Annotated in this window: 10 protein-coding genes; 7 read left to right on the top strand and 3 right to left on the bottom strand. The window is 63.0% G+C overall.

Going from position 1 to position 15,508, the window contains the following annotated elements; translation table 11 throughout:
* The first annotated feature begins 5 nt into the window (after window positions 1–5).
* The 4 genes from FAZ98_RS29215 to FAZ98_RS29200 all read left to right on the top strand — a co-directional run bounded on the left by FAZ98_RS29215 (window position 6) and on the right by FAZ98_RS29200 (window position 6,350).
* Entirely contained in the window at window positions 6–3,278 is a 3,273-nt protein-coding gene (locus tag FAZ98_RS29215; protein WP_158956844.1) for an efflux RND transporter permease subunit, read from the top strand.
* Entirely contained in the window at window positions 3,268–4,461 is a 1,194-nt protein-coding gene (locus FAZ98_RS29210) for an efflux RND transporter periplasmic adaptor subunit (RefSeq protein WP_158956842.1), read from the top strand. The genes FAZ98_RS29215 and FAZ98_RS29210 overlap by 11 nt, the downstream gene beginning before the upstream one ends.
* Window positions 4,454–5,905, top strand: a complete 1,452-nt coding sequence (locus tag FAZ98_RS29205) for an efflux transporter outer membrane subunit (RefSeq protein WP_158956840.1) — start codon at window positions 4,454–4,456, stop codon at window positions 5,903–5,905. The genes FAZ98_RS29210 and FAZ98_RS29205 overlap by 8 nt, the downstream gene beginning before the upstream one ends.
* Before the next feature lie 160 nt (window positions 5,906–6,065).
* Window positions 6,066–6,350, top strand: coding sequence for a DUF4148 domain-containing protein (locus tag FAZ98_RS29200; protein ID WP_158956838.1), 285 nt, complete (start codon window positions 6,066–6,068; stop codon window positions 6,348–6,350).
* A gap of 276 nt (window positions 6,351–6,626) precedes the next feature.
* Here FAZ98_RS29200 and FAZ98_RS29195 read toward each other — a convergent pair whose 3' ends face one another.
* From FAZ98_RS29195 to FAZ98_RS29185, 3 genes are read right to left on the bottom strand one after another with little or no spacing between them, the layout of a single operon-like run.
* Window positions 6,627–7,352, bottom strand: a complete 726-nt coding sequence (locus FAZ98_RS29195; RefSeq protein WP_158956836.1) for a response regulator transcription factor — start codon at window positions 7,350–7,352, stop codon at window positions 6,627–6,629.
* 9 nt (window positions 7,353–7,361) lie between these two features.
* Complete coding sequence (locus tag FAZ98_RS29190; RefSeq protein ID WP_158958574.1) at window positions 7,362–8,756, bottom strand: sensor histidine kinase; 1,395 nt, start codon at window positions 8,754–8,756, stop codon at window positions 7,362–7,364.
* A gap of 40 nt (window positions 8,757–8,796) precedes the next feature.
* On the bottom strand, window positions 8,797–9,471 hold the full coding sequence (locus tag FAZ98_RS29185; protein WP_199272496.1) for a response regulator transcription factor: 675 nt from the start codon (window positions 9,469–9,471) through the stop codon (window positions 8,797–8,799).
* A gap of 1,579 nt (window positions 9,472–11,050) precedes the next feature.
* On the opposite strand from FAZ98_RS29185, the gene FAZ98_RS29180 reads away from it, so the two are divergent.
* The 3 genes from FAZ98_RS29180 to FAZ98_RS29170 all read left to right on the top strand — a co-directional run bounded on the left by FAZ98_RS29180 (window position 11,051) and on the right by FAZ98_RS29170 (window position 15,202).
* Window positions 11,051–12,424: a replication initiation protein gene (locus tag FAZ98_RS29180; RefSeq protein WP_158956832.1), complete on the top strand. Its 1,374-nt coding sequence runs from the start codon at window positions 11,051–11,053 to the stop codon at window positions 12,422–12,424.
* 1,064 nt (window positions 12,425–13,488) lie between these two features.
* Entirely contained in the window at window positions 13,489–14,178 is a 690-nt protein-coding gene (gene parA, locus FAZ98_RS29175; protein WP_158956830.1) for a ParA family partition ATPase, read from the top strand.
* Entirely contained in the window at window positions 14,168–15,202 is a 1,035-nt protein-coding gene (locus FAZ98_RS29170) for a ParB/RepB/Spo0J family partition protein (protein WP_158956828.1), read from the top strand. Before parA ends, FAZ98_RS29170 begins: the two co-directional genes overlap by 11 nt.
* The last annotated feature ends 306 nt before the right edge of the window (window positions 15,203–15,508 follow it).

Here is a 15,508-nt window from a genome sequence, read left to right as displayed (position 1 = left end):
TTCTGATGCTGAAAATCGTCCGGCTGGCCTTGAACCGACCGTACACGTTCATCGTGCTGGCCCTCTTGATCCTGATCGCGGGCCCGCTCGCGGCGTTACGCACGCCTACCGATATCTTTCCCGACATTCGCATACCCGTCATCAGTGTGGTCTGGAACTACACGGGCCTGCAGCCCGACGACATGGCGGGACGAATCGTCAGTTATTACGAGCGCACGCTCGGCACCACCGTGAACGACGTGGCGCACATCGAGTCGCAGTCGTTTCGCGGCTATGGCGTCGTGAAGATCTTCTTCCAGCCCACGGTGGACGTGCGCACCGCCACCGCGCAGGTGACCTCGGTGTCGCAAACGGTGCTCAAGCAGATGCCGCCCGGCACCACGCCGCCGCAGATTCTGAACTACAACGCGTCGACCGTGCCGGTGCTGCAACTCGCGCTCACGAGCAACACGCTGAACGAGCAGAAGCTCGCCGACTACGCGACCAACTTCATCCGGCCGGCGCTGCTCTCGGTGCCCGGCGTGGCGATTCCGTCACCGTACGGCGGCAAGGTTCGCGAGGTGCAGATCGACCTGAACCAGCAGGCGCTGCAGGCGAAGAAGCTTTCCGCGCAGGACGTGGCCAACGCGCTCGCGCAGCAGAACCAGATCATTCCGGCGGGCACGCAGAAGATCGGCCGTCTGGAATACAACGTTCACCTGAACAACAGCCCGCTCTCGATCGATCAGCTCAACGCGCTGCCGATCAAGACCGTGGACGGCACGGTCATCGATATGCGGGACGTGGCGCACGTGCGCGACGGTTATCCGCCGCAATCGAACATCGTGCGCGTGGACGGCCATCGCGCCGTGCTCATGAGCATCATGAAGAACGGCTCGGCGTCCACGCTCGACATCATCGCGGGCGTGAAGGCGAAGCTGCCGCTCATCGAGCAGACGCTGCCGCCGGGCCTGAAGCTCGTGCCGCTGTCCGACCAGTCGGTGTTCGTGAAGGGCGCCGTGAGCGGTGTGGCGCGCGAAGGCATCATCGCGGCCGCGCTCACCTCGGCCATGATCCTGCTGTTTCTCGGCAGCTGGCGCTCCACGCTCATCATCGCCGCGTCGATTCCGCTCGCCGTGCTCGCGGCCATCGCGGCGCTCGCGGCCTGCGGCGAAACGCTCAACGTGATGACGCTCGGCGGGCTCGCGCTCGCGGTGGGCATTCTCGTGGACGACGCCACCGTCACCATCGAAAACATCAACTGGCATCTGGAGCAAGGCAAGGACGTGCGCCGCGCGATCCTCGACGGCGCCGCGCAGATCGTCGCGCCCGCCCTTGTCTCGCTGCTGTGTATCTGCATCGTGTTCGTGCCGATGCTGCTGCTCGACGGCATCGCGCGCTTCCTGTTCGTGCCGATGGCCGAAGCGGTGATCTTCGCGATGATCGCCTCGTTCGTGCTCTCGCGCACCTTCGTGCCGATGATGGCGCGCTACCTGCTCAAGCCCCACGCTTCGCAAGGGCATGCTTCGGGCGAACTGGCCGCGGCGATGGCGCCGCATGGCGCGCACGATCACGCGCCGGTCTCGCGCAACCCGCTCGTGCGGTTCCAGCGCGGCTTCGAGCGCCGATTCGAGAAAGTACGCGCGAATTACCGCGTGCTGCTCGGGCTCGCGCTCACGAATCGCAAGCGCTTCATCGTGGGCTTTCTCGCGGTCGTCGCGCTGTCGTTCGCGCTCGTGCCGTTCCTCGGCCGCAACTTCTTCCCGAACGTCGACTCCGGCGAGATCGCGTTGCACGTGCGCGCGCCCATCGGCACGCGCGTGGAAGAAACCGCCGATCTGTTCGATCACGTCGAGAATGCCGTGCGCGCCGCGATTCCCGCCAATCAACTCGCGAGCGTGATCGACAACATCGGGCTGCCGAACAGCGGCATCAACCTCACGTACAACAACAGCGGCACGATCGGACCGCAGGACGGCGACATCCTCATCACGCTCGCCAGATCGCACGCCCCCACCGCGCAGTACGTGCGGGAGTTGCGCACGCAACTGCCGCGCCGCTTTCCGGGCACGACGTTCTCGTTCCTGCCCGCCGACATCGTGAGCCAGATCCTGAACTTCGGCTCGCCCGCGCCGATCGACGTGCAGGTGAGCGGCCCGAACCAGGCGGCGAACAAGGTCTATGCGCAGGAACTGCTGCGCAAGATCAGCAGGATCGCGGGTGTGGCCGATCCGCGCATCCAGCAGGCGTCCACCTATCCGCAACTCACGGTGGCCGTCGACCGCACGCGCGCCAGCGAACTCGGCATCACCGAGCAGGACGTGACCAATACCGTGGTCGCGAGTCTCTCGGGCACGAGCCAGGTCGCGCCCACCTACTGGCTCAATCCGCAGAACGGCGTGTCGTATCCGATCGTCGCGCAAACGCCGCAGTACCGCATGGACACGCTCTCGGCGCTGGAGAATCTGCCCATCACCGGCAAGAACGGCGGCTCGCAGATACTGAGCGGTATCGCCACGATCAAGCGCGGCCAGACCGACGCGGTGGTGTCGCACTACAACATCGAACCGCTCTACGACATCTACGCGACCACGCAGGGTCTCGATCTCGGCGCGGTGTCTTCGCAGATCGACAAGGTGATCCACGCCACCGCGAAGGACCTGCCGAAGGGCTCGACCGTGACGATGCGCGGCCAGGTGCAGACCATGAACAGCGCCTTCACGGGTTTGCTGCTCGGACTCGCGGGCGCGGTGCTGCTGATCTATCTGCTGATCGTCGTGAACTTCCACTCGTGGGCCGACGCGTTCGTGATCGTGAGCGCGCTGCCCGCCGCGCTCGCGGGCATCGTCTGGATGCTGTTCACCACGCACACGCCGCTCTCCGTGCCGGCGCTCACCGGCGCGATTCTCTGCATGGGCGTGGCCACCGCGAACGCCATTCTCGTGATCTCGTTCGCGCGCGAGCGGCTCGCGGTCACCGGCGACGCCATGCGCGCCGCGCTCGAAGCGGGCTTCACGCGCTTTCGCCCCGTGCTGATGACGGCGCTCGCGATGATCATCGGCATGGCGCCGATGGCGCTGGGCCTGGGCGACGGCGGCGAGCAGAACGCGCCGCTCGGCCGCGCCGTGATCGGCGGCCTGATCTGCGCGACCTGCGCCACGCTGCTGTTCGTGCCGGTCGTGTTCAGCCTCGTGCATCGAGGCGAAAGCAAAGCCAGCGGCGAGCACGGAAACGATTCGTCATCCGAAACATCCACGGAACAAACCGCCCTCGAAACGGGAGAATCCCATGTCTACTGAAGTCGACATCGCGGCACCGCAGCCGCTGCGCCACCTCAAATCCGCCGCGGCGATCGCGCTGCTGATCGCGGCCGGCGTCGTCTCCGGCGGCGTGTTCAGCCGCGTGCACGCGCACGAAGCGCTAGCCGCGTGGACCGACGCGCAAGCCATTCCCACTGTTGCAACCGTGCTGCCCGAAGCGAGCCCGGCCTCGCAGCCGCTCGTGCTGCCGGGGCGCCTAGCCGCTTACGTGAACGCGCCGATCTACGCACGCGTCTCGGGCTATCTGCACGCGTGGTACGCCGACATCGGCACGCACGTGAAGGCCGGGCAACTGCTCGGCGTGATCGACACGCCCGACCTCGACCAGCAGTTGCAGCAGGCGCGCGCCGATCTGCGCAACTCGGTCGCCAACGAAAAGCTCGCCGCGACCACGGCGCAGCGCTGGAGCGAAATGCTCAAGCAGGAATCGGTCTCGCAGCAGGACGCCGACGAAAAGACCGCCGATCTGCTCGCGAAGCAGGCGACCGTGGAGGCGAATCAAGCCAACGTGCGGCGGCTCGAGGCACTCGAATCGTTCAAACGTCTCACCGCGCCGTTCGACGGCGTGGTGACCGCGCGCAAGACCGACGTGGGCGCGTTGATCGACGCGGGCAGCGGCAGCGGCCCGGACCTCTTCACCGTGTCCGACGCGAAGCAGTTGCGCGTGTACGTGAGTGTGCCGCAAAACGACGCCGCCTCGATCCAGCCCAGCATGCACGCGACGCTCACCGTGCCCGAGCGCCCCGGCGTGAAGTTCGACGCGAAGCTCGTGGACACCGACCAGTCGATCTCGCCCGCCTCGGGCACGATGCTCGTGCAACTGGCCGTCGATAACAGCGCGGGCAAGCTTTTCCCCGGCGAGTACACCGAAGTGCATCTGGCGATGCCCGGCGACGCGCACGCCCTCTTCGTGCCCGCGAGCGCGCTGATCTTCCGCGCCAACGGCGAGCAGATCGCCGTGGCCGACGCGAACGGTCACGTGCAATTGCGCGACATCACTATCGGCACCGATCTCGGCCAGCGCGTGGAGATCACGCAAGGCCTGCATGCGGGCGAGCGCGTGATCGACAACCCGCCCGACTCGCTCGCGAACGGCGACACGGTACGCCTCGCGTCGAGCGCCGCGCATGACGCGAACCGCGCGGAGCATGCGCATGGCTGAACGTTCCGTGACACGCCACACCTTGCGATCGATCGCGCTCGCGGCGGCGGCGTTGCTCTCCGCCTGTTCGTTCGCGCCTGCGTATCACGCGCCAGCCGCCGCGATCCCCACGCACTTCAAGGAAGCGGGCGCGTGGCAAACGGCGCGCCCTGCCGATCAATTGCCGCGCGACGGCTGGTGGCGCGCGTTCGGCGACCCGATGCTCGATCAGCTCGAACCCAAGGTCGCGCAGGCGAACCCGAACATCGCGGCGGCGCTCGCGCGTCACGACGAAGCCGACGCGCTCGTGGGCGAGGCGCGCGCCGCGCTCATGCCGACGGTAGGCGCCGAAACCGACATCACGCGCGAGCGGCAGTCGGCGTTGCGGCCGCTTCGCGGTTCGGGCCAGCCCGACGTCTACAACGCCGATACGGTCGATGTCGGCATCGGCTACGACCTCGACCTGTGGGGCAAGGTCCGCAACGAGGTGAAGGCGAACGAGGCGTCGAGCGTGGCGAGCGAAGCCGACATCGCCTCGCTGCAACTGAGCCTGCAGGCGAAGCTCGCGACCACGTGGTTCGATCTGCTCGGGCTCGATCAGCAGGCGAAGCTGCTCGACGACACGATCGCCGCGTACCGGCATGCCCTCGCGCTCACCGAAAGCCGCCATCGCGGCGGCATTGCGTCGTCGCTCGACGTCTCGCGCGCGCAAACGCAACTCGCCTCGGCGCAAGCCGCCGCCGCCGACGTGAGCGCCCGGCGCGCGCTGTACGAACACGCGATTGCCACGCTGGTCGGCGTGCCCGCGTCGCAGTTCAACGTGGCGCCCGACACGCTGCGCCCGCACCTGCCGAATCTGCCCGCGGGTTTGCCTTCCGCGCTGCTGCAACGGCGCCCCGACATCGCCGCGGCCGAGCGTCGCGTGGCGGCCGCCAACGCGGAGATCGGCGTGGCGAAGGCGGCGTTTTTCCCCGACCTCTCGCTCGGCATCGACGGCGGTTACCAGAGCACGACGTTCTCGCCATGGCTCGCCGCGCCCAACGAAATGTGGTCGATCGGCCCGGCGCTCATGGGCACGATCTTCGACGGCGGCAAGCGCGCGGCGGCGGTGCGCGGCGCGCAGGCGAAGCTCGCGGAGAACGGCGCGCAATACAAGGCCACGGTGCTAAGCGCGTTCCAGCAGGTCGAGGACAATCTCGCGCTGCTGCACCATCTCGGCGACGAGGCCGGGCGCGAAAACGACGCGCTCACGGCCGCGCAGCGCACGCTCGCCTTGTCGATGTCGCGATACCGCGACGGCGTGGTCAGCTACCTCGACGTCGTCACGGCGCAGACCACGGAGCTCTCCACGCAGATCGCCTCGCTCGAACTCGATACGCGGCGGCTCGACGCCACCGTGGGCCTGATTCAGGCGATCGGCGGCGGCTGGAGCACGCAGGCGCTGCGGGCGCCCAAGACGTCGTGATCGACCGGCTGGCGCGCGCAAATGCGCATCGACGATAAACAATTCTTCATGGTGGCGCAGTCCGTTCGATACGGATGCCTAAGTAATCTGTCAATACCGGATGCGTTACCGCGCATTCGATAACCGGCACACCGTTCTCGTTACTGGAGGAATCGTCACCATGAAGACGCTCATGCTCATCGCCGCGCTCGCTGGCACCGTCGTCACCACGTCCGCCTTCGCGCAAACCGCCGCACCGGCCACAGGCTCGCAAGGCAGCCACGCGAACGACTCGACCCAGGTCGCCGCGATCGATACGGCGCCGACACTCTCGCCGGGCGCATGGGTACCGCCTTATGGGCAACCAGTCGCGCAAAAGACGCGCGCGCAGGTCTATCACGAACTCGTGCAAGCGGAGAAGGACGGTCAGCTCGCGTATCTGAATTCGACGCTGTACGCGCATTGATCGACGGCGAAGCGCCTGGCGCCGCGGGTTTCGCGGCCGCGGTGCGATTCGTCGCACTTCGTGCACCACGACGAACGGCACGCTTTCACAAGCGTGCCGTTCGTTTTTTTACGTCTGCGGAATGCGGATTCGAAGCGTGGCTCGCTCGGATAGGTAACCGGTTCCCACAAACGGTTACCTCAGACGGCTGCCTGCTAGGTCACCTGCTAGGTCACCTGAAAAGCGACCGTGAAAATTCGCGTGACCACAGGTAACCACGCGCGGCCGCAGGTGACCTCAAGCGCCGAGCGACAACTGGTAACCGTAGCGGCTGATGGTCTCGATGCGCGCGTCGATACCGGCACCGTCGAGCTTGCGCCGCAGCCGCGAGACGACGAGATTGACCGTGGAGGCGTCGATGTCGTCCTTCTCGGGCCACGCGTAACGGATCACCTGCTCGCGCGGCACCGGGCGGCACGCTTCGCGTAGCAGACATTCGATCAGCAGATACTCGCGTCGCGTGAGTCCGGCGCGGCGCTCGCCCTCGACAATTTCGCGCGTGGCGGCGTCGAGGCGGGGCGCGGCCTTCGCGGCTTGCGCGGACAACGCGTCGTGCGGCAACGGCGTGGCCGACGCGACCGGCGCAGGCGGCTTCGTCGCCGTGCGCGAGAGCGCGAGCAGGCGTTCGTGCATTTCGATGAACGAGAACGGATGACGAAAGCACGCGTCGGCGCCCGCGCGCAGCAGCCGGGAACGCTCGCGCGCGCTCGCCTCGACGCCCAGCACGGTGACGATGGCCGCGCCGCGCGCCACCTCGACAAGACCGGGCAGCACGGCGTGCAGCGCCGTGAGCCGTGCGCCATCCAGCGCGACGACGATCACCGCGTCGAACGGTTCCTCGCCCGCGACGAACACGCCGTCGCGCAGGTCGTCGGCGCGTTGCAGGCTGTGCGCGCTTTCGTGGAGCGCCTTGTGCAGCCACGCGCCTTCGGCGTGGTGCGGCGAGATGAGCAGGATACGCATGGCGGAAAGTCAGGCGAGCGCGCGCGGCCAGCATTCCACGCTCATGCGCGCGCCCATGCCGAGCGCGCCGGCAGCGCGCAGTTCCGGCGCGGCGTCGATGCGCAGCGTGAAGTCGTGCACGCGCATGACGGCCGCGACGATCGAGAGCCCGAGCCCCGAGCCGGCGATATGGCGCACGCCGTCGCCACGATAGAAGCGTTGCAGCACGGCCGCGCGTTCGCCGGCGGGAATGCCGGGACCGTTGTCGGCGACTTCGAGCAGCGGGCCGAGCGGCGTCGCGCGCAAGGTCACGCTCACGATGCCGCCTGGCGGCGCGAACTTGAGCGCGTTGTCGATCAGATTGCTGAAGGCCTCGAACAGCAGCGCGCGATCGCCGTGAATCTCCCTCACGCGTTCCGCGTTCACGCGCCACTCGATCTCGCGGCTTTCGGCGAGCGGTTCGTAGAGATCGGCGAGTTCCTGGACAAGCTCGTACAGATCGACGGTCGCGAAACCGCCGCGCCGTTGCAACGTGCCGATTTCGGAAATGCGCAGCATCGCGCGGAAACGCTCGAGCAATTGTCCGGTCTCCGCGCGTGCGTGATCGAGCATGGCGGTGCCGTCGACATCGCCGCGCAGACTCTCGCGCTCGGCCACGCGCGCGAGCAGCGTATGCAGATGCACGAGCGGCGTGCGCAGGTCGTGCGCGATGCCGTCGCAGGCGCCCTTCACCTCGCCCATCAGCCGTTCGACTTCGTCGAGCATGTGGTTGACGAGGTGCGCGAGCATGTCGAGTTCGTCGTCGCCGCCCACGGGCAGGCGGCGCGCGAGGTCACCACGCGCAATGCATTCGGTGACCCTGCGGATTTCGCGCACGCGCCGGATCTGCCGCATGCCGAGCACGAGGCCCGCGCTCGCGGCCGCGACGAGCGCGAGCACCGCGCCGAGCGTGAGCGCGCGCACGACGTCCTTGCGGATGCTCAGCACGTTGGTCATGTCGCGCGCGAGCACGAGGTGCATGCCGTTGGGCCGCATCATGCCGACCACGCGCGCGATCGGCGAAACCTCGCGGTCGCGCAGCACGAGCGTGTGATGCAGCGTCTTGCCCTCGCGCGTGAACGGCAGGTCGGCGGGCGGCGCGAGCAGGTCGCCGGCCACGCGGTGACCGTCGGCGGCGAACAGGCCGTAGTAATTCACGTGCATGCGCTCGTGCTCGAGCCGCTGGTGGATCACGCGAGGCAGGTCGGCGTCGGGAATCGCATCGAAATAAATCAGCTGCCAGCCCATGATGGTGTCGGCGTCGCGCTCGATCGTGGTGGTCGCGGTCCAGGCGATGAAACCGACGAGCAGCGTGAGAAAGACGCCGAACAGCGCCGTGTAGGCGCACAGCCAGCGGAACGTCGTGGTGTGCCAGCGCCGGCGCATGGGCGCGGACGCGGCGGCGGGGGAACGGCTCGACACGCGGTTATCCGAGAATGTAGCCGGAGCCGCGCACGGTCTGGATGAGCGGCGGCATGCCCGGCGGATCGATCTTCTTGCGCAGGCGGCCCATGTGCACGTCGATAAGGTTGGTGCCCGGATCGAAGTGGTAGCCCCAGACCGCCTCGAACAGCATGGTGCGCGTGATGGTCTGGCCCGCGTGGCGCATCATGAATTCGAGCACGCGGTATTCGGTGGGCAGCAGCGCAACTTCTTCGCCGTCGCGGCGCACTTTGCGGGAGATCAGGTCGAGCTCGAGCGGGCCGACCAGCAGCGCGGTCTCGCGCGCGACGTTCTGGGCGTCGCGGCGGCGCAGGAGCACTTCGAGGCGCGCGGTCAGCTCTTCCGGATCGAACGGCTTGGTCAGATAGTCGTCGCCGCCGGCGCGCAGGCCGCGCACGCGTTCGTCGACGTCGCCGAGGGCGCTCAGCATGAGCACCGGCGTCTGAATGCCGACGGTGCGCATGGCGGTGAGAATCGAGAGGCCATCGACGCCGGGCAGCATGCGATCGAGCGTGACGGCGTCGTAGTCGTCGCTCATCGCGCGCGCCATGCCGTCGCGGCCGTTGTCCACCCAATCCACGGCAAAACCGCGCTGGCTCAATTCGCTGACGATTTCGTTGGCCGTCACGGCATCGTCCTCGACCGTCAACACGCGCACCTGACTCATGTTCCTCGCACTCCGTCGCCCCGGCGGCGCGACTTTCAAGAGCGATCAGTTTAGCGTTGCGCGCGGCGGCAACCGTCGTTCGCTTTCATGAAATTAAATTTAGGTGGCTGTTTGAGGTTACCGTGTTGGAGTTGTGCAGTGCACCTTTTGGCGGTCCGCCATGTGTGAGGTAGCGCGTCCCCATGAATGGTGACCATCGGTTGGGTAACCGGATTTGGGAGCAACGCGGATCGACACGCCGTGCCGGGGGTGGGTCGGGCATGGCATGGATGAGGTAGCGACTCCGCGCGGATGGCATTCCGCCGGCGCGATGCCACTTTCAGGCGAGCCAATCAAGGTTCGTCCCATAGACGGCGACCTCATGTGATTTCTGAAGTCCCATACGTGGATACCAATAGGGTTTTATCGTTACAGATCAGCTATCTGCGGGTGATAGTAAAAGTAGATTCTTAGCTTGAAAGCGCTAAGGTAACGCGAAATGGGTGGATTGAAGGGGTATTGAGCCGAAGGTAACCGGGGTTGGGAGATCGGAGGTTGGTAACCGCTTACATCCATTCAGGTCACGGGTTTTGGGAAACGTCTTTCCTGTCGAACACGTGTGTTTCAGTGTTTACCTTTACGCTTTAACTACTTTAGTAAACCTTTAGGCGGCGGAAAGCCTTACCTGGCGTGGGTTTGCGGCCGATTTGGTGGCGCGTTATGGGATCTGAGGTACCGGCTATGGGGACTTCGGGTTGTGGATATGGGATCTCGGTATCCAACCATGGGTTTTCCGGCCTCTGGATATGGGAACAAGGTCGTCAAGTATGGGAAAACGGGCGTTTCCAGAGATAGGTAGCAGGCTATGGGAGGTGGGAAAGGTCACGTGTTATGGGCGCTTGCTCGTCCCGGGTGCCGTATTTTTCAGATCCGGGAGCGTAGTGAGGTAGCCAGTTATGGGGATTTCCTTGGGTAACCGGTTATGGGCGCCCTTTCGGGGTGGCATGCAGCCATTTCTGCCTCTATGGTCATGCTGAAACCCTGAAGGGGCCGGTGTCATCGAGGCTCATCCGTTTCAAGGTCACCGCTTATGGGGGCTAACAAAGGTAACCGCATCTGGGATGCCGTTCCCACCAGGCAGTGAGAAGGATCGGTATCGCGGATAGCGGTAGGTGCCCGCTTATGGGATCGCTTGAAGGTCACCATGAATGGGAGGATTGCCTCGGCCCATGTGCTGCTTGGCGTCTGGAATGGGGATATCTTCGACACCAGCCGTTTTCCCATATTCAGTTACCTGTGATTCGTTCAATAGCGAGAGTAAGTACTCACATTCTGCACATTGGTATCCAGGTATGGGACCAGTTTTAGGGGTTGCCGATCTCTAAGGTACCTTGTTATGGGAACTGCTTTGCGGCTTCTGGACCCTCGCCACCCACCTCCGGAGCACGGCTGTATCTGAGTGGAACCACGATCTGTCAACCTTGGCGTCACGTACTGTCGTGCTCTACCACGGCGTTCATCGCAGCCTTGAGTCACCAGGTCGCTTGGTATACAGTTACCAACCGAACAGGTTCCCTTTTACGTGGGTCATATGGCAAGAAAAAAGGCCGACGCCGGCGATGCCGACAAGCAAGGTGCACTCGTATTTCAGCAAGGCCAGCCGCCTGATCTGTTCCGCAAGGCCGTCCCGGCGATTCATATCGCTCCGAAATCCGGGTCGATTAGCCTGCAACAGCGCAAAATGTTCAGCTCGTTGATCAAGAATGCAATCCGCCAGGATTCGCTCGAGCAAGGTCGCTCGTCATTCGAGATCACGATTTCCGCCCTCTCCCAGGACGTCGACCTGAACAGCAACAACACCGAGTACGTCAAGGAAACGATCAACTCGCTCATCAGCACGGTCGTCAACTGGGACTATCTCACGCAGGATAAACGCAGCATCTGGAAGGCGTCGGGTCTGCTCGCGGGTGCCGAACTCGAGCGGTCCGTGCTGCGCTACACCTTCTCCGAGCAGATCCGCGGCGAACTGCTCAACCCGGAAATCTACGCGATGATCGATATGCGGATCACGCGGCAGTTTCGCAAGGCACATTCGCTGGCGCTGTGGGAAAACGTCGTGCGCTACGAGGCCGTGGGCGTGACTGCGCGCTTTCCGCTCGCGACGTTGCGTGATCTGATTCTCGGACAGGACACCTCCGCGCAGTCGTACAAGCTCTACAAGCAATTCAAGAGCCGGGTGCTCGTTCCGTGCATCAAGGAAGTGAACGAGATTTCAGATCACCTGTTCGAGCTGATCGAGCACAAGGTCGGACGCTCGGTCGTTGCGCTGCAGTTTCGGGTAACACGCAAGCCGGAGACGGATCCCGCGCAAGAGTTGCGCGTCAACGAAACGTTGCTGATCGGCGAGATGTCGAAGTTCAGCATTCCCGTTTCTGAAGCGCGTCGCCTGATCAAGCAATACGGTGACGAAAAAATCCGCACGGCCATCGCCTATACGGCTGCGCGCGTTGCGCAGAAGAATGCGGCGCCGCTTGCCAATGTTGCCGCGTATTTCCGTAAGGCGTTGATGCAAGGCTACGAGTTGCCGGGCGCCAACGCGGCGACGGCTACCGCGGATGCCGGCCGCGCGCGCGAAAGCCAGGATCAGGTCGCCGATCGTTATATCGCTGCGAAGATCACCGAGGCGCGTGCGTACTTCAACGAACTCGAATACGACGATCAGACGGCGCTGATCCAGCGTTACAACGAGACCGTTGGCATGGATAAGCTGAAGGTCTCGACGACGAAGGTGCCGAGCAAAATGGCATCGACAAACTTCTTCCGCTGGGTGGTGCTCGATACCTGGGGTCAACCGACAGCGACGGATCTGCTCGAATTCCTGTTGAGCGGCCCATCGGCACCGACAGCCGGCGATGCCCAGGCTGCCACGGAGGTTGAGCTTGCGCTGAAGACTCGCGGGTTATGAGTGATTGAGTTTGGTCCAAATGGTGATGGCGGCTTTAGCCGCCATTTTTTTCGCCCTTACTCGTCCACAAAATTTTCATCCATAAATTAATCAAATTTAATTATCTTTCCTTCGTAATTTAGCTTGAATTGCCGAGACTCTAAACAAACTTGGGTTACATCCTCGTTTGATAGCCGTCGATCTTTCACGCATGTGCGTTGCTGTTTAGAGTTTCTCCACGTGGAGATTTGATGGTGCCGATCAGGGCATTTACGCCGCGCGATTATTCGATCGCGACTTTGATGGGTCGGTTTGCAATTCGTCATCCACTGATCGCTCAAGAGCAAATGGCCCGCCGGTCGCGACAACCAAACCTAGTATTGGTCCACGCGAATCTCCACGTGGAGATTAATCGAGGTCGAAGTACGCGGTGTCTACTGCGTGCACTAGTTTGTGATTCGGTTGCTCGCTGGAACTTAAGTTCTCTCCACGTGGAGAGAACTGCGAGATGTTCGCGCTAGACTCCGCCGGTTTCGGTTGATCGGGCGCACATTCTTGCTGATGTTCGGGAAGATCGCGGTGGCCACAATGAAATACGCGGGCAAACGCACTGATTACGACCGTATTCAATTCCTCGCTCAAAGTGTCTTTTCAACCGGCATCGCCGCTTAGCACGTCAGAGCTGAGCTTCATCCAAGATGTCGGAGGATTCCAAAGCTCAACCTAGGCTCTTGCAACCGTACCCGTAACCCAAGTCCATAGCGCAAACGCGCGGAGTGCAATCTGCTGCAAATGATTTTGCGACCGTTAGATCATGCGCGATCGTCGCGTATGTCGTGCCCTCGCTCTCCACGTGGAGAATGAGACTCACAATGGCTCGATCTGAACCCGCTCCAGCCTCAATCCACGATTCAAATCCCCACGACTTATCCTTTCGGCCATTTCAGTCATAAATCGATAATTTTCTGCCTGTAATCCTAGAAATTACTTTAACTAGCCGCTAGACTGCGAGTTGACCACAGGAAGTCTCCACGTGGAGAGTGCGTGGAGCTTCATCGGCTGTCGAACAGTGCACGGAGAATTGAATGGGACTTGTCATCGCGGTTGCGAACCAGAAAGGTGGTGTCGGGAAGACTACGACCACCATGAATTTGGCGGGAGCGTTTCAGACCGAGGGCTACAAAGTCTATGTTGCCGATGCCGACGGCCAGCAGTCTTGCATGAGCTGGTGCGCCGCTGCCGGCCCGGAAACACCCTTGCCCTTTCGGGTTGGCAGCATCCATAAGCTCGAAAAGATGATCGGCCCGGAAATCGCCGCTCTGGCGAACGATTACGATGTCGTGATCGTTGATTGCCCGCCCAATATCAACGACCTGACGACGGCGCGCGTGCTCGCCGTGGCCGATGCGACCATCATCCCGACCGACGCCTCGCCGATCGATATCTGGAGTAGCGAAGGCATGATGGAGTTGGTCGAACGAACTCGCGTCGCGAATCCGGCTGGAAAATTTGCGATTTTGCTGAATAAATCGAATTCGAAGACACTGCTTCATACGCAGATGAGCGCCATTCTTGCCGAGAGCAACGTCCGCGTCTTCGCAGCGACGGTCAAGCAGCGTGAACTCTATCGTCAGGCAGCCGCACTGGGTCGGACTGTGTTCGACGTTCGCGGCGTGCGCGGGACGAAGATTGCCAAGGACGAGATCAGCGCGGTTTATAGCGAGATCATCGCGCTCGTCCAGGAAGAAGAGGAGGAAACCGTCGATGGCCGCTAAGCTCAATTTCACTAGCAAAGTTCGCGCAGGCATGGCCGCCGAACGTGTGTCGGCAGGGGAGCGACTGGCTGAGGCCGACGTCGTCAATATTGCGCAACGCGACGCGGGTGCGCCAGTTGTCCCCGCAACGGAAGTCGTGCAGGAGATGCCGGTCGCTGAAAAAGCCGATGTGGTCATCGCCCTGCATGCGGTGCAGAAGATTTCCGTCGACGACGTGGTGTCGAACCCGTACAACCCGCGAGCGTTTTATAGCGCGGAGACCATCGACGAACTGGCCGCAAGCTTTGCAGCGCAGGGACAGATCACGCCGATTCTGGTGACGCGCCTCGGCGAATTTCCCGGCAAATATGTGATCGTCGATGGCGAACGTCGTATTCGGGCTGCACGCTCGCGCGGCGACAAGTTCATCGACGCCGACATTCGCGACGGTCTCGACAACCAGAATCTTTATCTGCGCGCTTATCACGCCAACAAGGAGCGCGAAGAGCAAACCGTTTTCGACGATGCGCTCGCGTGGAAGAAACTGCTCGACGACGGCATCTACGTCGATCAGGTCGAGCTGGGTGTGGCTGTCGGCGAAGATCCGAAGCACATCAGCAAGGTCATTTCGCTCACATCGCTGCCGCCGTTCCTGCTTCAACGCATGGCCCAGAATCGTAGTGACGTCGGCTTGGGTCACGCCTACAACATCAAGCTGATCTTCGATCGCGCAGGCGCAACGGTAGCCGAGCATTGGCTGCAGCAAGTCGTGGAAGGGAAGGCGAGCGTGCGCAAGCTCGAAGCGGCGGCATCGGCGGAGGCGGGTGCTCGACGTATCGGGCCGCGCCGCACGCATTATCAGTCGCGTGTGCAGTTCAACCGCCCCGATGGTGTGGCGCTGGGCGAATTGAAGCTGTTCGGCGATGGTCGCGCCGAGCTCAGCCTGAAGGGAATTGCGGCGGCTGACCAGCAACGTCTGGCAGAGCGCGTCAAGACCGTCATTGATCAGTGGGCATCGGAAATGGAAACGCCGGACGTGGCCTGATTGTCTAAGGCGCGAGAGGGTGGGGAAGGGCGTCTGCGGACGCCCTTTTTCTTGTTTTTCGCTGCCTGACAGCACGCCAAACATGCCGTAGGGCCAAATCGTGAAACATCACACCAATTTGGACTTTCCCAAGCTTTCACCCGATATATCATGGACTTACAAGAGAAATCCTAGAATGTTTCACGGGAATACGCGCTAAAGTGAGTTCGTTTCGACTGTCCATGTCGGACCGAGGTCATCGGTCATACCAATCCGCGCCGCGCGTAATGAATGCAACGTATTTTGTAATCTAATTTGATCGGCCGA

The sequence above is a fragment of the Paraburkholderia acidisoli genome (assembly GCF_009789675.1).
Classification (GTDB): domain Bacteria; phylum Pseudomonadota; class Gammaproteobacteria; order Burkholderiales; family Burkholderiaceae; genus Paraburkholderia; species Paraburkholderia acidisoli.
This window is presented reverse-complemented; position numbering and strand designations above follow the sequence as displayed.

Bases quoted from the DNA above. Each gene is read 5' to 3' on its own strand.
- FAZ98_RS29215 (WP_158956844.1), top strand. From the start codon at position 6: ATGCTGAAAATCGTCCGGCTGGCCTTGAACCGACCGTACACGTTCATC.
- FAZ98_RS29210 (WP_158956842.1), top strand. From the start codon at position 3,268: ATGTCTACTGAAGTCGACATCGCGGCACCGCAGCCGCTGCGCCACCTC.
- FAZ98_RS29205 (WP_158956840.1), top strand. From the start codon at position 4,454: ATGGCTGAACGTTCCGTGACACGCCACACCTTGCGATCGATCGCGCTC.
- FAZ98_RS29200 (WP_158956838.1), top strand. From the start codon at position 6,066: ATGAAGACGCTCATGCTCATCGCCGCGCTCGCTGGCACCGTCGTCACC.
- FAZ98_RS29195 (WP_158956836.1), bottom strand. From the start codon at position 7,352: ATGCGTATCCTGCTCATCTCGCCGCACCACGCCGAAGGCGCGTGGCTG.
- FAZ98_RS29190 (WP_158958574.1), bottom strand. From the start codon at position 8,756: ATGCGCCGGCGCTGGCACACCACGACGTTCCGCTGGCTGTGCGCCTAC.
- FAZ98_RS29180 (WP_158956832.1), top strand. From the start codon at position 11,051: ATGGCAAGAAAAAAGGCCGACGCCGGCGATGCCGACAAGCAAGGTGCA.
- parA (WP_158956830.1), top strand. From the start codon at position 13,489: ATGGGACTTGTCATCGCGGTTGCGAACCAGAAAGGTGGTGTCGGGAAG.
- FAZ98_RS29170 (WP_158956828.1), top strand. From the start codon at position 14,168: ATGGCCGCTAAGCTCAATTTCACTAGCAAAGTTCGCGCAGGCATGGCC.